At 63.1% G+C, this 21137-nt stretch carries 20 protein-coding genes and 1 pseudogene; 12 read left to right on the top strand and 9 right to left on the bottom strand.

Translation table 11 applies throughout. The features are described 5' to 3' along the window. Positions 1 to 64: 64 nt before the first annotated feature. Positions 65 to 651, bottom strand: a pseudogene (locus tag JAB6_RS06330) (DUF2837 family protein). A 338-nt stretch (positions 652 to 989) separates the two neighbouring features. Between JAB6_RS06330 and JAB6_RS06325 the strand changes: the two are divergent. Beyond that, positions 990 to 1445, top strand: coding sequence for a tellurite resistance TerB family protein (locus tag JAB6_RS06325; RefSeq protein WP_035818589.1), 456 nt, complete (start codon positions 990 to 992; stop codon positions 1443 to 1445). A gap of 33 nt (positions 1446 to 1478) precedes the next feature. On the opposite strand, the gene JAB6_RS06320 is transcribed toward JAB6_RS06325, so the two are convergent. The 5 genes from JAB6_RS06320 to JAB6_RS06300 form a co-directional block, all read right to left on the bottom strand. Further along, complete coding sequence (locus JAB6_RS06320; RefSeq protein WP_070301836.1) at positions 1479 to 2003, bottom strand: hypothetical protein; 525 nt, start codon at positions 2001 to 2003, stop codon at positions 1479 to 1481. A 95-nt stretch (positions 2004 to 2098) separates the two neighbouring features. Continuing rightward, positions 2099 to 2542 (bottom strand): hypothetical protein, encoded by a 444-nt coding sequence (locus tag JAB6_RS06315; RefSeq protein WP_070301834.1) that lies wholly within the window; start codon positions 2540 to 2542, stop codon positions 2099 to 2101. Positions 2543 to 2701: 159 nt separating this feature from the next. Further along, entirely contained in the window at positions 2702 to 3094 is a 393-nt protein-coding gene (locus JAB6_RS06310; protein WP_070301832.1) for a hypothetical protein, read from the bottom strand. A gap of 33 nt (positions 3095 to 3127) precedes the next feature. Next, complete coding sequence (locus JAB6_RS06305) at positions 3128 to 3577, bottom strand: hypothetical protein (RefSeq protein ID WP_139143303.1); 450 nt, start codon at positions 3575 to 3577, stop codon at positions 3128 to 3130. Between the two features lie 184 nt (positions 3578 to 3761). Next, positions 3762 to 4496 (bottom strand): helix-turn-helix transcriptional regulator, encoded by a 735-nt coding sequence (locus JAB6_RS06300; protein WP_175444505.1) that lies wholly within the window; start codon positions 4494 to 4496, stop codon positions 3762 to 3764. Positions 4497 to 4773: 277 nt separating this feature from the next. On the opposite strand from JAB6_RS06300, the gene JAB6_RS06295 reads away from it, so the two are divergent. The 5 genes from JAB6_RS06295 to JAB6_RS06275 are packed head-to-tail and all read left to right on the top strand — an operon-like array spanning position 4774 to position 11266. Further along, positions 4774 to 5457 carry a VWA domain-containing protein gene (locus JAB6_RS06295; protein WP_070301827.1) on the top strand — a complete coding sequence of 228 codons (684 nt, stop codon included), beginning with the start codon at positions 4774 to 4776 and terminating at the stop codon, positions 5455 to 5457. Between the two features lie 3 nt (positions 5458 to 5460). Further along, entirely contained in the window at positions 5461 to 6228 is a 768-nt protein-coding gene (locus JAB6_RS06290; RefSeq protein WP_070301825.1) for a PP2C family serine/threonine-protein phosphatase, read from the top strand. Then, entirely contained in the window at positions 6225 to 8564 is a 2340-nt protein-coding gene (locus JAB6_RS06285; RefSeq protein WP_139143302.1) for a hypothetical protein, read from the top strand. Before JAB6_RS06290 ends, JAB6_RS06285 begins: the two co-directional genes overlap by 4 nt. 9 nt (positions 8565 to 8573) lie before the next feature. Then, on the top strand, positions 8574 to 9920 hold the full coding sequence (locus JAB6_RS06280) for a toxin-antitoxin system YwqK family antitoxin (RefSeq protein ID WP_070301822.1): 1347 nt from the start codon (positions 8574 to 8576) through the stop codon (positions 9918 to 9920). Continuing rightward, positions 9905 to 11266, top strand: a complete 1362-nt coding sequence (locus JAB6_RS06275; protein ID WP_034748530.1) for a toxin-antitoxin system YwqK family antitoxin — start codon at positions 9905 to 9907, stop codon at positions 11264 to 11266. Before JAB6_RS06280 ends, JAB6_RS06275 begins: the two co-directional genes overlap by 16 nt. 121 nt (positions 11267 to 11387) lie before the next feature. Here the strand turns inward: JAB6_RS06275 and nadB are convergent, their stop codons facing one another. Further along, a complete protein-coding gene (nadB, locus tag JAB6_RS06270) occupies positions 11388 to 13001 on the bottom strand; it encodes an L-aspartate oxidase (protein WP_034748527.1) in 1614 nt (537 codons plus the stop codon). 205 nt (positions 13002 to 13206) lie between these two features. On the opposite strand from nadB, the gene JAB6_RS06265 reads away from it, so the two are divergent. The 6 genes from JAB6_RS06265 to JAB6_RS06240 all read left to right on the top strand — a co-directional run bounded on the left by JAB6_RS06265 (position 13207) and on the right by JAB6_RS06240 (position 20376). After that, the gene (locus tag JAB6_RS06265) at positions 13207 to 14595 is read left to right on the top strand and encodes a TIGR03013 family XrtA/PEP-CTERM system glycosyltransferase (protein WP_070301819.1); all 1389 of its coding nucleotides are present in this window, start codon (positions 13207 to 13209) and stop codon (positions 14593 to 14595) included. Then, positions 14592 to 16694, top strand: a complete 2103-nt coding sequence (gene prsK, locus JAB6_RS06260) for an XrtA/PEP-CTERM system histidine kinase PrsK (RefSeq protein ID WP_070301817.1) — start codon at positions 14592 to 14594, stop codon at positions 16692 to 16694. Before JAB6_RS06265 ends, prsK begins: the two co-directional genes overlap by 4 nt. A gap of 15 nt (positions 16695 to 16709) precedes the next feature. Beyond that, positions 16710 to 18080, top strand: a complete 1371-nt coding sequence (gene prsR / locus JAB6_RS06255) for a PEP-CTERM-box response regulator transcription factor (protein ID WP_070301815.1) — start codon at positions 16710 to 16712, stop codon at positions 18078 to 18080. A 90-nt stretch (positions 18081 to 18170) separates the two neighbouring features. Beyond that, entirely contained in the window at positions 18171 to 18614 is a 444-nt protein-coding gene (locus JAB6_RS06250) for a hemerythrin domain-containing protein (RefSeq protein ID WP_034748516.1), read from the top strand. A gap of 36 nt (positions 18615 to 18650) precedes the next feature. Next, the gene (locus tag JAB6_RS06245; RefSeq protein ID WP_070301813.1) at positions 18651 to 19586 is read left to right on the top strand and encodes a hypothetical protein; all 936 of its coding nucleotides are present in this window, start codon (positions 18651 to 18653) and stop codon (positions 19584 to 19586) included. 220 nt (positions 19587 to 19806) lie between these two features. After that, positions 19807 to 20376 carry a DUF1439 domain-containing protein gene (locus JAB6_RS06240; protein WP_070301811.1) on the top strand — a complete coding sequence of 190 codons (570 nt, stop codon included), beginning with the start codon at positions 19807 to 19809 and terminating at the stop codon, positions 20374 to 20376. A 23-nt stretch (positions 20377 to 20399) separates the two neighbouring features. On the opposite strand, the gene JAB6_RS06235 is transcribed toward JAB6_RS06240, so the two are convergent. Both JAB6_RS06235 and JAB6_RS06230 read right to left on the bottom strand, forming a co-directional pair. Further along, positions 20400 to 20900 (bottom strand): hypothetical protein, encoded by a 501-nt coding sequence (locus tag JAB6_RS06235; RefSeq protein ID WP_070301809.1) that lies wholly within the window; start codon positions 20898 to 20900, stop codon positions 20400 to 20402. Continuing rightward, the gene (locus JAB6_RS06230; protein WP_070301807.1) at positions 20897 to 21127 is read right to left on the bottom strand and encodes a hypothetical protein; all 231 of its coding nucleotides are present in this window, start codon (positions 21125 to 21127) and stop codon (positions 20897 to 20899) included. The genes JAB6_RS06235 and JAB6_RS06230 overlap by 4 nt, the downstream gene beginning before the upstream one ends. Positions 21128 to 21137: the final 10 nt, after the last annotated feature.

Here is a 21137-nt window from a genome sequence, read left to right as displayed (position 1 = left end):
TTTTAGTGGTTTTATATGATAAATTTCATTGTGTTGCCTTTAAATAATTTCTCGATGTGGGAAATCACAATCCTTTCGCCACCGCCACAATCACCACCGCCGACGGCACCAGCAAAAACTGCGCAATGACCGTCCCCGCCAATCTGCTCCCCACCAGCCACACTACCGCGCGTCGGAACTGCGATTCTTCGATCTTTCCTTTGATGACGTCATCCGTCATCCGTCATGCCCGACATGTGCGGGTCGATGAAGATGGCCATCGCGATCTTGAAAACGGCGTGCAGCAGCAGTTTGGGCACGGACCTGTGTTCCTGGAGGTGGTCGACGGCGCGGCAGAAGACGCGCTGGAAGGTGGGGATGAGTATGGCGCCGAGGATGGTTGCCAGGTTGGCGGAGAACAGCAGCCAGCGGAAGTCGAGCAGCAGGGCGCTGGCGGCAACGTGCTGGTCTATGCCTGTCTCGACGCGCTTGGCAAGGAAGGGTCCCAGGAAAGAGTTCGAGGTGCGCGACAGCAGCATCAGGATTCTGAACAGTGCCAGCGAGACGGTGATGCGTCGCGTGCGGATGCCGGCGATGCGCTCGGGAGGCGAGGGTGCCGATGATGTGGATGATGAACGTCTGCGCGCAAATCAACAGCAATTGCTTGTCCATCACAACCTTGCAGTATGGAAAATGTAATTCCATCCTGCCATGGAATTATTTATTTTTCAACTGCAAATAAGTTAATTTTCTCGTTAATTGGGTTTCGTGGTGTTTTGTGCGTGTGTGCAGTCGGCTGTTTTGGCCCCAAGGCAGAAACTGGGGTCAGACCCTAAGGGTCTGACCCCGGCTCTTTGCCTGTGGGGTGAACCATGCCGCCACTGGCGCGATAGCCACAATGGCCTTGCCAATATCGTAGTTCCTTGCTTGCATTCCAGCCCCGCGCCCTCAGCTAGGTGGGAGTGGTAGCCTGTAGCGCTGCCTCATCCGAACCAACCAGGAGAACCGCCATGAGTTTCGATTCCTTTCTGTCCAAACTGAAGACCAAAGCCAGCGAACTGAAAACCGAAGCGCTGAAGTACAAGAACAAGGATTTCCTGAACGCCGCGATGGCGGGCTCGGCCCTGATCGCCATGGCCGACGGCAGTGTCAGTGCGGAAGAGAAGCAGAAAATGGTGAAGTTTATTGAAAGCAATGACGCGCTATCGGTGTTTACCACCACGGACGTGATCAAGGCTTTCCAGGACTATGTCGGCCAGCTGGAGTTCGACAAGGATATCGGCGAAGCCAAGGCCTACCAGGCGCTGGGCAAGATGAAGTCGAATGTGGAGGCGTCGCGCCTGCTGGTGCGCATGATTATCGCTGTCGCTTCGTCGGATGGTAATTTCGACGCCAATGAACAGCGCGTGGCCAGCAAGATCGCGCGCGAACTGGGCTTGAATCCAGGCGAGTTCGAGCTGCAGTAAATTGTAAGCCAGCCAGCCGGCCACGGCTTAGACTTAACTCTTGTCCCACCACGGCGGCGTGCCCGACGACCAGGGGCACGCCGTTTGCACTTCGCTGATCCTGTAGCGGATCTCGATCACTTGCCCATGGTGAAACGGACCGCGTCTCCAGTCGCCGGAATCAAAGACGTAGCTTTTGCCCTTGATGCAGTGGTGGTTCGGATTGTTGCCGATGGGGCCGGTCGAGTGCAGGGTGACGCGCACTTCGCCGTTGGCGTCCAGCGGGGCATCCCCACCCATGAAGAGTGGATCCGAGCCGACGTCGCAGACGGTGGTGCTGCCTATCTTGCTGCAGTGCTTGATATACGTTTGCTGGCGCGCATTGGCCAGGTAATCGTCATGCCGCATCGGCTTGCCGTCGTCATAGGTAAAGCGCAGGACGACTTGCGTGGGCTCGCTGGCAGGATGGCGCGTGGTGCTGGTGCACGCGGCGCTGACCAGGGCCAGCAAGGGCCAGGCCAGCAGGCGCAGGCCGCCGCGCAGCACGGTGAATATCGGATTACTGCGAGGTGTCTGCATTGCGCTCCATGGGCCGTTGCCATTCGTTTAAGGAATTTGGCGGCGATGATAGCACGCGATGGCAGCGCCTGTGCCTGCCGCGCCTGTACGCCGCCTCAACGCGACGCCAGGCCGATGTTTTGCACGTGGGAAGGCACGATGCCGCCGCTCGATACCTTCTGCGATGGCACCACCATCACCAGTTCGCCATCGACGCTGCCGTCATCGTTGTGGTTGATGCGCACCTTCATCTGGCGGTCCAGCGCGACGAAGGCGTTGCGGTCGGTGGCGACGATGCGGTGCTCTTCCTGTTTGCCGATACGCGCATACTTTTCAGCGCCGGCGAGGCGCAGTTCCAGGGTGTCGCCATTCGACAGATCATAGACGCCGACGAATTTCTTGAAATCCCGGCGCATCATGTAGCGCGGATGTTCGGGCACATCGATGCGCAGCGTGTTGCCCGGCACGGTGACGGTGTGTTCGGGAGGCAGGGTTTGCGCGGTGGCTGCCGTGCTGGCGGTAGCGAGGCACAGCAGTGTGCCCAGGATGATGGTTTTCATGGTGTTGTCCTCGTTGGTTGATGGCCTCTGGCGCGTGATGCGGGCGGGCATGGGGCAGGAACCAGTCTAGGCACAGGTTTGGCGCTGCGCATCGTTCATTCGGTGGAGACGGCCTTGATATTTTGCGTGGTAGGCCATCGCATGGCGGTGGTTTATGCACTAGCGCGCAGCGTAATTCATTTCTTGCAGCACCTTCTTGCATAGCTCGCCGTATCCCACGCCAGTGCCGCGTTTGTGTGCGGCCAAGTCATATCTGGCGCTGATGTCGTCCCAGGCCACGCTGCCGGGCAGCGGGCACAAGGCATCGTCGAGATCCATTTCGAAGTGGATGAAGTGGCCGTCGGCACTCAGCAGCTTGCCGTACACGGCGGGCATGCCGGGGTAGGCCAGCCGCAGGTCGAGCATGAGGGCCGCGCTCAGCGCCACGCCATGGCTGGCCGCGTACTGGCACAGGGCGTCGGGCAGGGGGCGGGCGCGCCACCAGGCCGCCGTCTGTTTGATGGCGGTCAGGGTCTGCGCGTTCTGCTGTTGGACAGAATATTGTCTGCTCATGGCTGCCACCCATGCTGAAGGGGACTTGCTGCCTTAGCGCGATGCCAGGCCCATGCTTTGCACGTGGGCCGGCACGATGTCGCCGCTGGCCAGTTTTTCGGCCGGCACCAGCATCAGTACTTCGCCGCCGACGCTGCCATCGTCGCGCAAGTCGATGCGCATGGCCAGCTGCCGGTCGAGCGCCACGAAGCTGTTGTTGTCGGTGGCGACGATGCGGTGTTCTTCCTGGTCATCGATACGCGCATACATGATAGCGCCGATGCTGCTTGCATTGCGCAGGTAGAGCACCTGGCCGTTCGCCAGCTCATAGCCGCCGCGGAACGGGGCAAACCTTTCTGCAGTCATGAAATGTTTTTGTGCCGGCATTTCGATCGTCTGCAGGCGTCCGCCTGGAATGACGACGGTCTGGCTGTCGGGGAGCGATTGCGCATTTGCCAGCAGGGCGCAGACGCCCAGGGTGCCGGCCAAGATCCATGTTTTCATTTTTCTACCCATCCTTGAACTTTGGTGCCGTCCGCTGCCGGCGCGGCGATGTGGTTGTCGATACCAGGGAAGCCGAACCGGCTGGTCCGCGCGCTGTGGTGACACTGGCAAGGAGCGGGTGACCGGTCTTGCCAGTGTAGGCAGGCAAGTTGTCCTGTACATCATCCGATCGGATGAGACAGCCTCATGCGTCGAGCACGGCCAGATGCGCGGTCGCGCCGTGGATCAGCGCGATCAGCTCGCCCTGGCGCCGCGTGTCCGTTTTCAGGTAGGTGTGATGCAGATGCGTCTTGACGGTGTTGACGCTGATGCCGCTGCGTGCGGCGATTTCTTCGATGGTGGCCCCTTGCGCCAGCTCCTTGCCCACCAGCGCTTCGGCTTGCGTCAAGTCGAACAGCTGGCGCAAGGCGGGGACGGAGGTGCTCGCCTGTGTGGGATCGCGCGCAATCAGCAGTGCGCATGGCGGTTGGCAGGCGGCGAGCAGGGTGACGGTCAGGGCCAGCGGCGTTTGCTGCTTGCGCGCCAGGCGCAGCGACTGGCATTGCGGCGCGCTGCCGGCGCTGGCGATGACGAGGTGCACGGCACGCACGAGGGCCGGCGGTATGCCGTGTGCCAGCTGCGCCGCATGCAGGGCGTGGCCGGCGGGCGTGGCGAAGCGCAGCCCGAGGCCCGCGTCGAGCACTAGCACGGCAGCGCCCATGGCGTCGAGCGCCGCCAGCGCGCAGCGGCTGGCCAGTTGTGCCTCGCGCAGGCGCTGCTGCAGGCACAGGGCGCGTTGCAGATGCGGCAAAAGTTCCTGCCATTGCTGGCTGTTCAGGGCGGCGCTGTCGAGCTGCGGCCAGTCGTCCGTGCCGCAGGCCGTCTCGTACAAGGCGGCGATCAGTTTGCCCACATCCGCGCTTGCTGTTGCTGTGCCCATGCTTGTCCCCATAACCTGATTAGATCAGCGTGCCGCAGGCGTGCAGGTGCGGAACTGGGTAAGGGCGGTGTTGCGCAGCGATCCGCCCCGCCTTTGTGAGGAAGGGCTGGCCGCTGCCATCTGGCCTGGGCAACTATCAAGATAGTACAAAGACATCAGTGCTGCAATGGTTTGCAATAATATGGTGGGATAGTGTTCTGTAGGAAACTTGCACGGGCAAAACACGTCGATGATGTAAGATTCGCACTATGACCGATTTCACATTTACCGATAGCCCATGAGTTCAATAATGATTCCCGACGTCGCCTTGGTCGACAACACCGAACAACGCACGCCATTGGTGCTCGTGCTCGACTGCTCCGGCAGCATGGATGGCGAGCCCGTCGCGCTGCTCAACGAAGGCCTGGCCTTGCTGGAACAGGAACTCAAGTCCGACGTGATCGCCGCCAAGCGCGTGCGCATCCTCGTGATTCAATATGGCGCCCACGATGAAGCCGTGGTGGCCAGCAACTGGTGCGATGCCATGGATTTCACGGCGCCCCGGTTGGAAGCGAACGGCACCACACCGACCGGCGCGGCCGTCGAACTGGCGCTGGCGGAAATCGAGCAGGAAAAACAGCGTTTCCGCGCCGCTGGCGTGGCGTACACGCGCCCATGGCTGTTTTTGATGTCGGACGGCGAGCCGACGGACCGCTGGCAGCACGGCGCCGAACAGGCGCGCGCGGCCGAGCAAGCCAATAAAGTGGCGATCTTCCCCATCGCCGTGGGCGACCACGCGAATATCGAAACCCTGGGCCAGTTTTCCAGCCGTGGCGAACGGGGCGTGAAGCAGCTGAAAGGCTTGCAGTTCCGCGAACTGTTCCTGTGGCTGAGCGCCAGCATGCAAGTGGTGTCGCAATCGCGTCCCGGTGCGCAGGCGCAACTGGCCTCGACGGACGGCTGGTCTGTCGTGAGCACCTGATCGATGGCAGCAGTGCAAGCAACACAGGATTCCTGGCGCACGTTCGGCGCCTCCGTCACGGGCAAGGCGCATCTGGATAAAGATATTCCTTGCCAGGATGCGCATGCGCATGCCGTCGTGGGCGACGTCCTGGTGGCCATCGTCTGCGATGGCGCCGGTTCGGCCAGGCTCAGCGAGCAGGGCGCGCAGTTTGTTTCCGCGCAAACCGTGCAGGCGCTGGCCGGACGGCTGGAGCAGGGCGCCACCGTGCAGGATTTACATGACGGCGCGTTGGCAGGCACCCTGGCGCAGATCCGCGCCGCGCTGGACGATATCGCTCGCGCCGCCAACGCCACTCTCGACGATTACGCTGCCACAGTTGTCGGCGTGGTCATGGGGCAAGATACCGGCTTCTTCTTCCACCTGGGCGATGGTCTGGGCGTGGCGCAACTGGGCGATGGCGGCGAACTGATCTCGCTGCCCGCCAACGGCGAATACGCGAACGAAACCTACTTTATCAGCGGCGAGCGCTGGCGCGAGCAGCTGCGCCTGCTGCCGATACCCCAGTCCGTGCGCGGCGTCGTGCTGATGTCGGATGGTTGCATGCCCTTTGCCATGAGCAAGAACAATGCGGCCTTGTACGCGCCGTTCATGGATGCCGTGCAAGGCTATCTGCGCACGGTCGAGAGCATCGAACTGGGCAATACGGCGCTGGCGTCCACCCTGGCCGACCCGCGCACGCACCAGATCACGGGCGACGACAAGACCCTGTTGCTGGCTTTGCGCGCATGAGCCGGAAGCAGGGCGTGACACCGGGCCTGAGTCCGGGTGGAAAAATCTGGCTCGACAAAGTCCGTAGCCTTGTCTTGGGCAAACTCATCAAGAGCGGCGGCGCGGGCAGCGTGTATCTGCTGCCGGGCGCGCCCACGCAGGTGGCCAAGCTGTACCACCCGCACCTGGACCGGGCCGCCAACCGGCGCAAGCTTGAAGCGATGCTGGAACTGACGCCCAAACTGCCCGATCAGTTGGAAAACGGCAAGCGCTACGTGCAGATCGCCTGGCCGCAAGCGGCCGTGTTCGACGGCCAGGGCGGCTTTGCCGGCTTCGTCATGCCCCTGCTGGACATGGCGCAAACGGCCGAGCTGGAACAGATCATGCAAGAACGCCAAGCGCGCGCGGCCGGATTGCCCACGGGTCTCGGACCCAAGCTGACCCTGGCCGCCAACCTGGCCGCCGTCATCGATGCGCTGCACCAGCAGCAGCATTATGTGGTCGATCTGAAACCCGTGAATCTGCGCTTTTACCGCGATTCGCTGTACATCGCCATGCTCGATTGCGACGGTTTCAGTATCCAGGGCCATGCCGAGCGGTTTCCTGCGGAGCAATTCACGGCCGACTACCTGGCGCCGGAATTCCAGCGCAAGGGCATGCCGGCGGGCACGGAAATGGCGCAAGACCGTTTTGCGCTGGCCGTCGTCATCTTCCAATTGCTCAACTTTGGCATCCACCCGTACAGCGGGCGGCCCGGCAATGCGCAAGTGGCGACCGATATTCCCGGGCGCATCCGCGACGGCTGCTATGCGTATGGCGTCAAACGCCACAAGCAGCTGGCGCCGAACGCCACCAGCGGCCACGCGCTGATGCCGCCCGAGCTGCGCGCCATGTTCGACCGCGCGTTTTCCCAGTCGCCAACACCGCAACGGCCATCGGCGGCCGACTGGGCGCAGCTGCTGCGCGGCTATGCGCAGCGCAGCGACGGCAAGCTCGTCGTGTGTGGCGCGAATCCCGAGCACCAGCATTTCGCAGGTCTCGGCTGCGCGGCCTGCGCGCGCGACAAGGTCATTGTCGCGGCCGCGCAAGCCTCGGTGCAGGCGCAGCAGATGCAGTTGCAACAGCAATCGTTGCCGCCGCAGCGCAGTACGCGGCGCACGGCGCCGGGGCAGGCGCCCGCCGCCATTCCAGTGGCAGGCAACACTGGCGGCGGCATCACGGGCAAGGGCTGGGCCGTGGTGGTGCTGCTGATTGTGCTGTTCCTGATCGGCTTTACGGCCTGGACCTCGTCGCCCGATGAAGCCAAGGCCAAGGCCAGCCTGCAGGCGCAAGCGGACCAGGCGGCTGGCCTGGAAGTATTTCGCTGGCGCTCGCCCAAGGCGGCCGGTTTCCAGCCGTCCGATGCGCGCAAGGCCGTGCGCAGCCTGTCGCAAGCGGTCAGCAAGGGCGACGACGACGCCGTTACGCGAGGCTTGCAGCTGTTGTACCGTTCCGGGGAGGCAAAGCCGCCTGGCTACGGCGGCGACCGTACGCAGGCGCGGCTGCGCGCGTCGTTGCTGGAGGGCCTGGGCTGGGTGCCCGGCTATGAACCGGCGCTGGTCGCTACCTATCTTGATCTGCTGCAAGCGAACCCGCGCGACCATCTGGTGGCGGCGGCCATGGGCCGCATGCACCTGAGCCTGAACGAACCCCAAGCGGCGCGCCAGTACTTCGAGCAAGCCGTGTGGGCGCACCCGACGGATGGCACGGCCTGGCTGGGCATCGCCGCTGCGGCGCTGCTGCGCGGCGGCGACGAGCGCGATGCCGTGAACCTGGTGGCGCTGGCGCACCTGACGGCTTACCGTTACGCCGTGGAGCATGCCTTGCCGGCGGAGCCGGGTCAGCCGGCCGACAATGGCGTCGCGCGCATGGCGCAGCGCATGGACCTGGCCGCCAAGGTGCTGCGCCTGGCCCAGCCCGGCGCCTACCAGAAGCGCTGGGACAAGGTGCTGGCCGAGGGCGCGCTGTTGGCGGCCAAACTCAAGGCCATGCCGCCCTTGCGCGACCAAGTCGGCGGCGTGCAGCGCGACACGATGACGACGGTTGCGTATGGCGTGCTGGACGAAAAGCACGCAACGGGTGAAAACCGCCTGACCCTGACCATCGCGGCCGACGGCACCCTGACCTATGCGGCGGCCGAGTTGCCGATGGAGCCGATGCTCAACAAGGTGCTGCTCGATAGCGTCAAGCGCTGGACTTATTTGCCGGCCGTGCAGCACGGTCAATTGCTGGAATCGAAGGTGGTGGTGCTCGTGCGCTACCGCGATGGCCGGGTCAGCTTTGTGCCGGGCGGCGTGGCCGTCACGGCGGAAAATTAGAGGAATGCCATGAAAATCAAGACCTTATGCGCCGTGCTGGGCGCGTCCTTATTGTGGCCCGCGTTGTCGCAGGCGGAGATCGTTCAACGCCAGGTGGTGACAGCCATCGCCGGCGAGCAGGATAGCGAAGGCGCCGACGTGCTGACCGTGGCCGCGAACACGGCTTGCGGCGGCCGCCAAGTGCGCATGGATGCGCGCTCGGTCGGGCTGGACGATGGGCCATACGAAGCGATGAAAGCCCGGCTGGCCAAGCAGATCCGCAGCAAGACGCCCATGCTTGTCACATTGAAAAAATGCCCGGACGATGCGAGCGTGCCCATCGTGCGGCAGATCGCCGCCTGCACGCCAGCGGCCTGCGCCGATGGCCGGGCGCGGCTGTACCTGCACGAGCGCTTCTTCCCCATCGAGCAGGAAAAGGCGCCGAACGTGCTGGTCTTGCCTTTGCCAAAAGGCAAGCTGCCGGGCACATGGAAGGTGGAGATTTACAGCGTGGCGGGTCACAAGCTGCGCCTGTCCGGCCAGGTCAACCACGCCGATTATGCGCAAGGCGAGCTGGTGGGCGGCTACGTCACGTATTACCCGAATGGCAAGACCGAGAAACAGGTGGCGCAGGATGGGCAGGGCCGTCAGCATGGCATCGGCAGCAAGTATTTTCCCGATGGCACGCTGGAGCTGCGCGGTGACTGGCGCCATGGCTTGCCAGAAGGCGAGCATCAGCGCTATCACGCGACCGGCAAGTTGAGTGAAACGAGCATCTACCGCGATGGCAAGCAGCTCGACGGGCCAGTGCAGACGTTTGATGAAAATGGCAAGCTGAGTAGCAGCTACACTTTGCGCGGCGGCAAGATGGAAGGCGAGATGCTCACATACTTCCCTGATGGAAAAATCTCCAGCCGCGCGGAAATGCAGAACGGTAAGTTCAATGGCGTGAGCACGAATTACTACCCGGATGGCGCCGTGCAAGCCAGGATGACGCAGGTTAACGACTTGCCCACGGGCGAGGCAATGGAATTCTATGCGGACGGCAAGGTGAAAAGCCGCCAGCAATATGGAGACAAGGGCGGGCTGCTCAGTATCCAGCGCTACAGCCCTCAGGGCGTGCTGGTGCTGGAACGGAAATGGGATGCACAACTGCGCGAACAGGGCACGTCGCGCTCGTGGTACGAGAACGGCAAGCCGGAACAAGCCATCGACTACGTGAACGACCGGCGCGACGGCTGGAGCCGCAGCTGGCACGAGGATGGCAGTTTGAAGGGCGAATGCCAGTACGTGGCCGGCAAGGCCCAGGGCGGCTGCGGCGAAGCGCCGCCAGCGCCGGAACTGCAGCGCAAGGAGCAGGCATGGCGCGCCTTGTGAAGCATGTGCTGCTGGCGACGCTGCTGTGGCCGGTGCTGGCCCACGCCGAGATCGAACAGCGGCAAGTAGTCAGCGCCATCAAGGCGACGCCCGACGGCGATGTGCTGACCCTGGCCAGCGACAGCGGCTGCGGCGGCAGGCAGGTGCTGATGGATGCCGTGTCCGTGGGCCTGGACGCGCAGCAATACGCCGCCATGAAGCAGCAATTGGCCAAGCTGATACGTGACAAAACGCCCTTGTTGATGCGTATCAAATTCTGCCCTGCGCCAGGTAATGTGGGGGCGCTTGGCATGCCCGATGTCGGCAAGCTGGGCGGCTGCGAGCCGCAAGCCTGTGCCGATGGCAAGGCGCGCCTGTACCTGAATCACAATCTGACGCGCGGCGAAGTCAAGGAACATGCGCGCTATGCGCTGGTCGTGCCGCTGCCGCCAGGCAAGACGCGCGCCACCTGGCAAGTCGAGATCTATCACGTGCGCGAAGGCGAGCCGAAGCGGCTGATTGGCCAGGTCAACGATCCCGATTACCTGCGCGGCAAGCTGGTGGGCAACTACAGCATGTACTACCCGCATGGCCAGGTCGAGATGCAGGTGGAGCAGGATGGCCGCGGCGTGCAGGAAGGTGTGCAGACCCTGTATCGTCCTGAGGGCCAGATTTCCATGCGCAACACGTGGCGCAATGGCGTGCAGGAAGGCGAACAGCGGACCTATCACGATACGGGCAAGCTGAACGAGGCCAGCCAGTACGTGAACGGCGCCCGCGCCGATGGCCTGGTGGAAACCTTCGACGAGGATGGCAAGCTGCGCACGCGCACGACCCAGGTCAAGGGCCAGACGGAGGGCGAGCTGCTGCTGTTCTATCCGGATGGCACGGTGGAAAGCCGCAGCCGGTACGAGAACGGCATCCAGTCAGGACCAAGCACCGGCTACTTCCCGGATGGCAAGGTGCAGCGTACAACGCAGTACGTGGATGACAAGCCCGTGGGCGACAGCGTCGAATATTATCCGGATGGCAAAGTGGCCAGCAAGCGCACGCACAGCGGCCACTTCGTATTGCGCAGCGAGCAGCGGTTCAGCCGGGCCGGAGTATTGATGGTGCAGAAACAGTGGAATGCGGGTGGGCGCGAGGAGGGCGCATTGCGTTCCTGGTATGCAAATGGCAAGCCGAGGCAGCTGATCGAGTATGTCGATGGCGAGCGCCATGGCTGGACGCGGCACTGGCGGGAAGATGGCGGGCTGGAGAGCGAGTGTAGGTATGTGGCGGACGAGGCGCAGGGGGAGTGCACGGGGGCGTCCGCGAAGATGTCGTACACGGAGGATGGGATTGAGTTCGAGATGCCGGAGCGGTGAGGCACGTCAATTGACCCAAGACAAGGACTGAGGTCAGACCCGTCGGGTCTGACCCCGGCTCTTTGCCTGAGGGGTCGGTGATGCTATCGGCTTACAAATAGTCTAGGACTGAGGCGTAACATTACCGATGCGGCGGCGTCAGCACGCTGGCGATCGCCTTCGGCAAGGTCTCAGGATAATCGCGGCTGAAGTGCAGGCCGCGGCTTTCTCGGCGGGACAGGGCGCTGTTGACGATCATCGAGGCCACGTCGACGAGGTTGCGCAGTTCCAGCAAATCGTGCGTGATGCGGAAGTTGCGGTAGTACTCGTCGATCTCTTCCTTCAAGAGCGCGATGCGGTGCTGGGCCCGCTCCAGGCGTTTCGTTGTGCGCACGATGCCTACGTAATTCCACATGAAGCGGCGCAGCTCGTCCCAGTTGTGGGAAATCACCACCTCTTCATCCGCATCGGTGACCCGGCTTTCATCCCAGTCGGGCAGATATGGCGTGCCCAGCTTTTCCTTGCTTTCGATGTCTTGCGCGCAGGCGCGGCCGATGACGATGCATTCCAGCAAAGAGTTCGACGCCAGGCGGTTCGCGCCATGCAGGCCCGTGCATGCCGTTTCGCCGACCGCATACAGGCCCGGCAGGTCGGCGCGGCCCGACAAATCCGTCACGACGCCGCCGCACGTGTAGTGCGCGGCGGGGACGATGGGGATAGGCTGTTTGGTGATGTCGATGCCCAGTTCCAGACAGCGGGCGTAGATGGTCGGGAAGTGCTCGATGAGGAATTCGGCCGGCTTGTGGCTGATGTCCAGGTGCACGTAGTCGAGGCCCCGTTTCTTGATCTCGAAGTCGATGGCGCGCGCCACCACGTCGCGCGGCGCCAGTTCGGCCCGCTCGTCGTGAGCCAGCATGAAGCGCGTGCCAGCGGCCGCACCCGCTTCAGGCGGCAGTTTCAGCAAGCCGCCTTCGCCACGGATGGCTTCGGTGATCAGGAACGATTTGGCATACGGGTGGTACAAGCAGGTCGGGTGGAACTGGATGAATTCCATGTTCGACACGCGGCAGCCGGCGCGCCAGGCCATAGCGATGCCGTCGCCGCTGGCCGTGTCGGGATTCGTTGTATATAAGTATACTTTGCCGGCGCCGCCCGTGGCCAGCACGGTGTGCTCGGCGGCAAACGTCAGTACTTTACCCGTTTGCTCATCCTGTACGTACAGGCCATGGCAATGTGGTTGGGCATTGCGCTGGGTCGGCTTCATGCCCAGCTTGTCGGAAGTGATCAGGTCGATCGCGCAATGGTGTTCGAACAGGCTGATGTTCGGGTGGGCGCGGACCTTTTCTTCCAGGGTCACTTGCACGGCGTGCCCGGTGGCGTCGGCCGCGTGGATGATGCGGCGCTGGCTGTGTCCGCCTTCGCGGGTCAGGTGGAAACCCAGTTCGGCCGTGGCGTCGCGTGTAAACGGCACGCCTTGCTCGATCAGCCATTCGATCGCTTCGCGGCCGTGCTCGACGATGTAGCGCGTGGCGCTCTCGTCGCACAGGCCGCCACCGGCGATCAGGGTGTCTTCGATGTGCTGCTGGTGGCTGTCGCCCGAGTCCAGCACGGCCGCGATCCCGCCTTGCGCCCAGTTGCTGGCGCCATCGAGCAGCGCGCGTTTGGAAATGATCGCGACAGTGCGCGTCTCAGCTAAATGCAGTGCAACCGATAAACCCGCCAGGCCACTGCCGACAATCGCTACATCAAATTTCATGACATTTATCTTTTTTTAGGGGAAGCATACTATATGCCATTTCCCCTCATTCGGTAATGTATTGAGATAAATTCTGCCAGCGAAAGATAGCCGGGGCCGTAGCTTGTGGCGCATCAATGTCTTCTTGGAACAGTTCGCCATGATGGCAAGACCAGCAACAGGCCGCCTTGCGCGCGGCCCGATGCTTTTTGCCGCAGGGGGAACCATGATCCGCATCTTCAGCCACTATGTCTCGAAAACAGCGTTTATCCTGCTGTTGCTGGAAATCCTGATCCTGCTGCTGTCGGCCACCCTGACGTCCTTGCTGTGGCTGGCGGATGGCAGCCACGTGGTGCGGGCGAGCGAGGTCTACCTGTCGTCCTCGATCTTTGCGCTGGTCATCGTCTTGAGCATGAGCGCGCTGGGCATGTACCAGCACCGCTCGCGCGAAGACATCCGCAACACGTTATTACGCATCCTGCCTTCGTTCGCGCTGGGTTTTGCCGTGCTCAGCGTGTTGATACGCTTCATTCCAGCCCTGCATTTCGGACGCGGCAGCGTGCTGATCTTCGGCCTGGGCGCCATTGGCGTGCTGCTGGCGCGCCTGCTGGTATTCAAATCCTCGCAATCGGCGCTGATGAAAGGCCGGCTGATCCTGGTGGGCGGCGGGGCGCTGGCGCGCGAGTGCATGGACTTGGCGGCCAGCAAGATCGGTTTCCACCAGTTTACGGTCGTCGGCTGCATCGATGTGGCGGGCGAGCAATGCTGCGTGCCGGCCTCGGCCTTGCTGCCGACCGGCCTGTCCTTGCTGGCCACTGCCCAGCGCCATGCCGCGCATGAGATCGTCGTGTCCGTCAGCGACCGGCGCAATGGCGCGTTTCCTGCCAAACAACTACTTGAATGTGCGCTGGGCGGCGTCAAGGTGATCGACGCGGCCACGTTTTTCGAGCGCGAAGCGTGCCAGATTCGCATCGATTCATTGCAACCGAGCTATCTGATCTATGGCGGCGGCTTCGACCAGAGCTTTTTCCGCGCCACGTCGAAGCGTTTGTTCGACCTGGCGGCCAGCGGGGTCATCTGCCTGGCGTCGCTGCCCGTGATGCTGGTAACCGCCCTGTGCATCCGCTTGGAAGACGGCGGCCCCGTGTTCTATCAGCAAGAACGGGTGGGGCGCGACGGCCAGCCATTCAAGGTGCTGAAATTTCGCAGCATGCGCTGCGATGCCGAGCGCGACGGCACGCCCATCTGGGCCTTGGCCAACGATGCGCGCATCACGCGCGTGGGCAATCTGATCCGCAAGCTGCGTATCGACGAGCTGCCGCAGATGCTCAATGTGTTTCGCGGCGAGATGAGTTTTGTGGGACCACGCCCCGAACGCGCGTATTTTGTCGAGCAACTGAAGGAGCAGGTGCCGTACTACAACATTCGTCACAGCATCAAGCCGGGTATCACGGGCCTGGCGCAGGTGCGCTATCAATATGGCGCTTCCGTCGACGATGCCGTCAAGAAGCTGCAATACGATTTGTATTATGTGAAAAACAATAGCCTGTTCCTCGACCTGCTGATCCTGCTCGACACGGTGCAGGTGGTGCTGTTTGGCAAGGGCAGCCGATGATGCGGGACCAGTCGGACTGGCTGGCGGCGCCGGACGCGGGGGCTCTCAGCCATGGCCTGGCGTCGCTGGCCTTTTTCGTGCTGGCGCTGCTATTGATCAGCAACTGGCGCGCGCGGCAGAACGTGCGTGCCTTGCTGGTGGCGTGCCTGGCGACGGGCGGCTGGGCGACGGGCACGGTGGTGCTGGTGCTGCTGGGGCAGCGCATCGCGCTGGCCGGCGACGCGCTCGAATTGCTGCGCACCCTGGCCTGGCTGGTATTCCTGCTGCTGTTGATCGAACCGTCGCGGCCCCGTTTGCGCTTCGTGCTGGCCGGCATCGTCCTCACGGCGCTGGCACCGTGGCTGCTCTCCATGGCCTCATCCTGGCTGGCGCTGCCTTTGCCGGCGCGCATCATCGCCAGTGTCTGCCGTTTGCTGCTGGCCGTGCTGGGCATGTTGCTGGTGGAACAGTGGTACCGCAACACGCCGCCCCTGAAACGCTGGGGCATCAAGTTCGCGTGCCTGGGCGTAGGCGGGCTGTTCGCCTACGATTTCTATCTGTACAGCGACGCCTTGCTGTTTCGCGCGGTCAACGATGACATCTGGGCCGCGCGCGGCATCGTCGACGCTCTGTGCGCGCCGCTGCTGGCCATCTCGGCCGCGCGCAATCCGGGCTGGGCGCTGGGCTTGTCCGTCTCGCGCCAGATGCTGTACCGCTCGGCTGCCTTGCTGGGCTCGGCCATCTATTTGCTGGCCATGGCGGCCAGTGCCTATTATCTGCGCTATTTCGGCGGCACCTGGGGTTCATTGATGCAGATGGCTTACCTGGGCGGCGCGGCCTTGCTGCTGGCGGGCGTGCTGTTTTCCGGCAGCCTGCGCGCCAAGCTCAAGGTGTATATCAATAAACATTTCTACAATGCCATCTTCGATTACCGCGAGGAATGGCTGAGATTTACGCGGGCCTTGTCCGAAGATGGTCCGGCCCTGGGCGAACGCACGATACAAGCCATGGCGCAACTGGTGGAAAGCCGCGCCGGCGCGCTATGGATCTTGCGCGAACAGGGGCAGTTCGCCCCGGCGGCCAGCTGGAACTGGCCGCCGAGCAGGTGGAGCGAGCCGGCATCTGGTCCCTTGTGCCAGTTTTTGGAGGCAAGGCTATGGGTAATCGACGTGCCCGACTGCCAGCACAATCCGCGCCAGTACGGCGGCTTGCAGTTGCCGCCGGCGCTGCTGGCGCTGCCCGGCGTGTGGCTGCTGGTGCCATTGATGCTGCACGGCCAGCTGTTCGCCTTTGTCGCGCTGGCGCGGCCCCGCACGCACATCAGCTTGAACTGGGAAATCCTCGACGTGCTGAAAATTGCCGGCAGCCAGGCCGCCAGCTACCTGGCGCACCGCGAATCGCTCGACACCCTGACGGTGGCGCGCCAGTTCGACTCGTTCAACCGCATGTCCACTTTCATTGTGCACGACCTCAAAAACCTCGTGTTCCAGCTGTCGCTGTTACTGAGTAATGCGGAAAAGCACCGCGCCAATCCCGCCTTCCAGGAAGACATGCTGGGCACCCTCGACCATTCCGTGCAGAAAATGAAGACCTTGCTGCAGAAACTGGCGCGCGGCGAAGCGCCGGAAGCGCCGGCGCCGCTGCTGCTCGACGGCTTGCTGCGCCAGGCCGTGGCCGCCAAGGCGAGCCTGGCGCCGGCGCCCCGGCTGGAAATCGTCGATGGCGAGCTGACGGTGCTGGCCAACCGCGCGCGCCTGGAACGGGTGCTGGGCCATTTGATCCAGAACGCCATCGAAGCGACGGCCAGCGATGGCAAGGTGGCCGTGCGGCTGCGGCGCGAACAGCATACGGCCGTCGTCGAGCTCGACGATACGGGGCAGGGCATGAGCGAGCAATTCATCCGCGAACGCCTGTTCAAACCGTTCGACACGACCAAGACGGCGGGCATGGGTATCGGCGTGTTCGAAAGCCGCGAATACCTGCGCGAAGTGGGCGGCAGCCTAGAGGTGCGCAGCGAACCGCAGGTGGGCACGACGTTTCGCGTGGTCTTGCCGCTGCACGCGGCCATGGGGTCTGACCCGCCGGGTCATACCCCAGATTTCCGCTGTTCTACCCGCTGACTGGAGTGCATACGTATGGCGAAACAAAAACTGCTGGTCATCGAAGACGATCCCGGCCTGCAAAAGCAGTTGCACTGGAGTTTTGACGGCTATGAAGTCTTGCTGGCGGGCGAGCGCGAGGCGGCGCTGGCGCTCGTGCGGCGACACCAGCCGGCCGTGGTGACGATGGACCTGGGCTTGCCGCCCGACCCGGACGGCGCCACGGAAGGCCTGGCCACCCTGCGGCAAATCCTCGCGCTGGCGCCGGACACGAAAGTCATCATCCTCTCCGGCAACCAGGAACGCGCGCATGCCTTGAAAGCCATCGCCCTGGGCGCCTACGATTTTCACCAGAAACCGTTCGAGGCCGACATGCTGGGCCTGGTCATCGCCCGCGCGTTCTATCTGCACGCGATGCAGCAGGAAAACCGCCGCATGCTGCAGACGCAGGCGGACTCGCCGCTGGCCGGCATCGTCAGCCGCGATCCGGGCATGTTGAAGCTGTGCCGCAGCGTGGAAAAAGTGGCGCCCTCGTCGGCCAGCGTGATGCTGCTCGGCGACTCCGGCAGCGGCAAGGAACTGATTGCGCGGGGCTTGCACGCGCTGTCGAGCCGCCATGCGCAACGCTTCGTTGCCATCAATTGCGCGGCCATCCCCGAAAACCTGCTCGAGAGCGAGCTGTTCGGCTATGAGCGGGGGGCGTTTACGGGCGCGGCCCGGCAAACCCTGGGCAAGATCGAACTGGCCCACGGCGGCACTTTCTTTCTCGATGAAATCGGCGACATGCCGATGGGGCTGCAGGCGAAACTGCTGCGTTTCCTGCAGGAGCGGGTCATTGAGCGCGTCGGCGGACGCGCCGAGATCGCGGTCGATGTGCGCATCGTCTGCGCCACGCACCAGGATTTGAAGGTGCTGGCGGAGCAGGGGCGTTTCCGCGAAGACCTGTTTTACCGCCTCAGCGAAATCGTGCTGCGGATTCCGCCGCTGCGCGAGCGGGCCGGCGACGCGGCCTTGCTGGCCCACCATTTCAAGAACAAGTTCTGCGCCAGCGAAGGCCGCAGCAACCTGCATTTCAGCACCGGCGCGCTGCAGCTGATCGAAAGCTATGGCTGGCCCGGCAATGTGCGCGAAGTGGAAAACTGCATCAAGCGGGCCGTCATCATGAGCGACGGGCCGCAGATCGCCGCCGATGACCTGGGCCTGCCCGCCAGCGCCCAGGCGACGCCCCAGGATGAACCGCTGAACCTGCGCCAGGCCCGCGACGGTGCCGAATACAAGGTCATGGTGCGCGCGCTGGCGCGGGCCGACGGCAATATCGCCAAGGCGGCCGAACTGCTGGGCGTGAGCCGGCCCACCCTGTACGACCTGATGGGCCATCACGGCATCAAGTCGCAGGTGAATAGCTGAGTGTATTAAAAATCAAGATTGTGTAAGGCGTCGCACATACGCTGGCGCCGCCATGGCGCATCCTTGCCTCATCTACAACAAGGAGGCGCCATGAACGCGATCAATCTATTGATGCAGGACCATAAGGCCGTGAAGGCATTGTTTGCCCAATATGAAGGCTTGAGCGACCGCTCATTTGCCACCAAGAAAAAGCTGGCCGATCAGATCTGCCAGGAACTCACCGTGCACACGCAACTGGAAGAAGAAATCTTCTACCCGGCCGTGCGCCGCCCCATCCACGACGGCGACCTGATGGATGAAGCCCTTGTCGAGCACGCGAGCGCCAAGGAGCTCATCGCGCAAATCGCCGCCATGGACCCGGCCGACGACCTGTACGACGCCAAGGTCAAGGTGCTGTCCGAGCAGATCGAGCACCACGTCAAGGAAGAGGAGGGCGACATGTTTCCAAAGGTGCGCGAGACGGCCGTCGATCTCGACGCGCTGGGCCAGGAAATGGCCGCGCGCAAGGAGCAGTTGACGGGCGTGGCCGCCTGAACGGCTTAAGAAAATCAACAACCAAGGGAGTATTCCATGCAAGCTACACAATTGTCCGTGTCGGACCTGAACAATCCGGGCGTCTCCTGGGGCGCCGTGCTGGCGGGCGCGGCCGCTGCGGCCGCCTTGTCCTTCATCCTGCTGATCCTCGGCGTGGGCCTGGGTCTGTCATCCGTGTCGCCATGGTCGTTCAACGCAACGGCCATCGGCGTGTCGACCATCGCCTGGCTGGCCTTCATGCAACTGGCCGCGTCCGGCATCGGCGGCTACATGGCGGGCCGGTTGCGCGTGAAATGGAGTGCCATCCACACGGATGAAGTGCACTTCCGCGATACGGCGCACGGCTTGCTGGCCTGGGCTGTGGCCACCCTGATCACCGTGGCCGTGATGGCCGGGGGCACGCGCGCCGTACTGAGCGGCGCCATCGATGCGGGCAGCGGCGTGGCGGCGGCGGTGTCCCCAGCGGCGGGTGCGGGTGCGGCTGGTGCGAAGGCGGACGAGGGCGGCGGCGCCAATCCGCTCGATTATTTCTCGGACATGCTGCTGCGCGCACCTGCCGTGCCTGCCACCGCTGCTGCCACCACCGGCACCCTGGCGGTACCTACGGCCAATGCCAGCACGGCCGACCAGCGCATGGAAACCGGCAGGATCTTCGCGACAAGCCTGTCCGCAGGCAGCCTGGCCGCCGATGACCGCGCATACCTGGGCCAGGTCGTGGCCAGCCGCACGGGCTTGACGCAGGCCGAAGCGGAAGCGCGGGTCGACGCCGTCTACGGCCGCGCAGCCAAGGCCGCCGCCGATGCCAAGGCGCGTGCCCAGCAGGCGGCCGACACGGCCCGCAAGGCCGGTGCCCACACGGCACTGTGGATGTTCGTTGCCTTGCTGCTCGGCGCTTTCGTGGCCAGCCTGGCGGCAACGTTTGGCGGCCGCCAGCGCGACCATGAGCGCGTGCTGCGCCACGTCACCATCTGAACCCCTGTCTCTATAAACCATATAAAATCAAGGAGTCCTCCATGCGTTCCATCCTCTTGCTGCTGCTGGGCATTCCATTGCCCATTGTCATACTGATCGCCCTGTTCGTCCGCTGACAAGGCCAATACAAGAACCGGTGTCCGCTGCAAGGTGGGCGCCGTTTTTTGCGTGAAAGCGGGCGCATGTGTAAGATGGCGCCATCTTTCCTCCGAGACCATCCATGAACGTGACCTCCATACGTCCCTTGCTGAAAACCGCCACGATCGCCGCCTTTGCCTGTACTGTGCTGGCCGCGTGTTCCACCCTGATCGGCCCGCGCGACGTGAATGTGTCGCTGAGCAAGATGCAGCAAGGCCTGGAGCGCCGCTTTCCCATCGATAAGCGCGTGCTGTCCGTGCTCGACGTCAAGCTGACCCACCCGCAATTGTCCTTGCAGCCCGAGCGCGAACGGGTGGCCCTGAGCGTGGACGCCAGCGTCCTGCCGCCGTTCATCCGCCAGACCTGGCGCGGCAGTCTGGCCATGTCGGGCCGCCTCGTGCTGGACGCCCAGCGCAACGCCGTCTACCTGAGCGAAGCGAGCGTGGACAAGGTGACCATCGACGGCATGGATGAAGCCCAGCAGCGCCAGTTCGCCAAGGTGGCCAGCCTGGTGGCCGACCAGCTCATGCATGAAACCCCGATCTACACGTTCAAACCCGACGAATTGCGCTATGCGGGCGTGCAATTCGTGCCCACGCAGCTCAGGACCACCAGCAATGGATTGACGGTGACGTTCGAGCCGGTGAAGTAGGGGCGCATTGCACCAGGATGCTGTTACGGGAAAATGTAATGAAGGCTGTCGGCAGGCGGTTCTATCCGCTCAAGAACCACCCGGGCGAGCAGCTTTTCGATGGCCTCGGCGTCGCGCACATTCTGCTCTGACACCGCATAGCCATCATGTAGAGAAATTTTCAGCACCCCGGCATGGCACCAGATGAAGACCTCGATACCCATGATGTCACACCGCCCGGGCTGTTGCCACAAGGTGCCATCAATCAGCGATGGAAACTGCAAGTATGCATCGCCGGGGTAGGCGACGCCAGGTAAAGGCTGCGGTGGCGGTGCGTCAAATTTCACCAGCTTGATGCCCAGGCCCGCCAAGAATGTGTCGAGCTGTGCGGGTTCGACGTAGGCAAAGGCGACATCCAGTGAGTCGCCGTCATTGGCATGTCCCCCAAGCGCCCTGAAAAAACGGAAGAACTTCAGGCGCCGCGACCACTTGCGCAGCTTTTTTTCGTCATGTTCCTCGAACAGGTATTGCGTCCATCGATTCACGGCGATCCTTCATTAAGCTGTATCGTTGTGTTATTGCGCGGCGTCGCCTCTTCATGGAACAGGTCAGCCAGGTATTCGCACAGCGCATCGGCTTGAATATCGTTGGGAATAATGAAATCGGCGGGCCGGCGCTTGCCTTCCGCACCGAGATAGAATGCGCGCCAGGCTCCCGGCATCCCCCGGATGCCAATCAGCGTGCCGAAAACATTGAACCTGAATTCCTGCATCAGTCTGCTC

The sequence above is a fragment of the Janthinobacterium sp. HH104 genome, from assembly GCF_001758715.1.
Classification (GTDB): Bacteria; Pseudomonadota; Gammaproteobacteria; order Burkholderiales; family Burkholderiaceae_D; genus Janthinobacterium; species Janthinobacterium aestuarii.
Note: the sequence above shows the minus strand (reverse complement) of the source record. Positions and strands in the feature narration are given on the sequence as shown.

Coding starts and splice junctions, on each gene's coding strand:
- JAB6_RS06265 (WP_070301819.1), top strand. CDS start 13,207: ATGATCCGCATCTTCAGCCACTATGTCTCGAAAACAGCGTTTATCCTG.
- JAB6_RS06285 (WP_139143302.1), top strand. CDS start 6,225: ATGAGCCGGAAGCAGGGCGTGACACCGGGCCTGAGTCCGGGTGGAAAA.
- JAB6_RS06320 (WP_070301836.1), bottom strand. CDS start 2,003: ATGCAGACACCTCGCAGTAATCCGATATTCACCGTGCTGCGCGGCGGC.
- prsK (WP_070301817.1), top strand. CDS start 14,592: ATGATGCGGGACCAGTCGGACTGGCTGGCGGCGCCGGACGCGGGGGCT.
- JAB6_RS06245 (WP_070301813.1), top strand. CDS start 18,651: ATGCAAGCTACACAATTGTCCGTGTCGGACCTGAACAATCCGGGCGTC.
- JAB6_RS06275 (WP_034748530.1), top strand. CDS start 9,905: ATGGCGCGCCTTGTGAAGCATGTGCTGCTGGCGACGCTGCTGTGGCCG.
- prsR (WP_070301815.1), top strand. CDS start 16,710: ATGGCGAAACAAAAACTGCTGGTCATCGAAGACGATCCCGGCCTGCAA.
- JAB6_RS06300 (WP_175444505.1), bottom strand. CDS start 4,496: ATGGGCACAGCAACAGCAAGCGCGGATGTGGGCAAACTGATCGCCGCC.
- JAB6_RS06305 (WP_139143303.1), bottom strand. CDS start 3,577: ATGAAAACATGGATCTTGGCCGGCACCCTGGGCGTCTGCGCCCTGCTG.
- JAB6_RS06240 (WP_070301811.1), top strand. CDS start 19,807: ATGAACGTGACCTCCATACGTCCCTTGCTGAAAACCGCCACGATCGCC.
- nadB (WP_034748527.1), bottom strand. CDS start 13,001: ATGAAATTTGATGTAGCGATTGTCGGCAGTGGCCTGGCGGGTTTATCG.
- JAB6_RS06290 (WP_070301825.1), top strand. CDS start 5,461: ATGGCAGCAGTGCAAGCAACACAGGATTCCTGGCGCACGTTCGGCGCC.
- JAB6_RS06250 (WP_034748516.1), top strand. CDS start 18,171: ATGAACGCGATCAATCTATTGATGCAGGACCATAAGGCCGTGAAGGCA.
- JAB6_RS06295 (WP_070301827.1), top strand. CDS start 4,774: ATGAGTTCAATAATGATTCCCGACGTCGCCTTGGTCGACAACACCGAA.
- JAB6_RS06315 (WP_070301834.1), bottom strand. CDS start 2,542: ATGAAAACCATCATCCTGGGCACACTGCTGTGCCTCGCTACCGCCAGC.
- JAB6_RS06280 (WP_070301822.1), top strand. CDS start 8,574: ATGAAAATCAAGACCTTATGCGCCGTGCTGGGCGCGTCCTTATTGTGG.
- JAB6_RS06230 (WP_070301807.1), bottom strand. CDS start 21,127: ATGCAGGAATTCAGGTTCAATGTTTTCGGCACGCTGATTGGCATCCGG.
- JAB6_RS06325 (WP_035818589.1), top strand. CDS start 990: ATGAGTTTCGATTCCTTTCTGTCCAAACTGAAGACCAAAGCCAGCGAA.
- JAB6_RS06310 (WP_070301832.1), bottom strand. CDS start 3,094: ATGAGCAGACAATATTCTGTCCAACAGCAGAACGCGCAGACCCTGACC.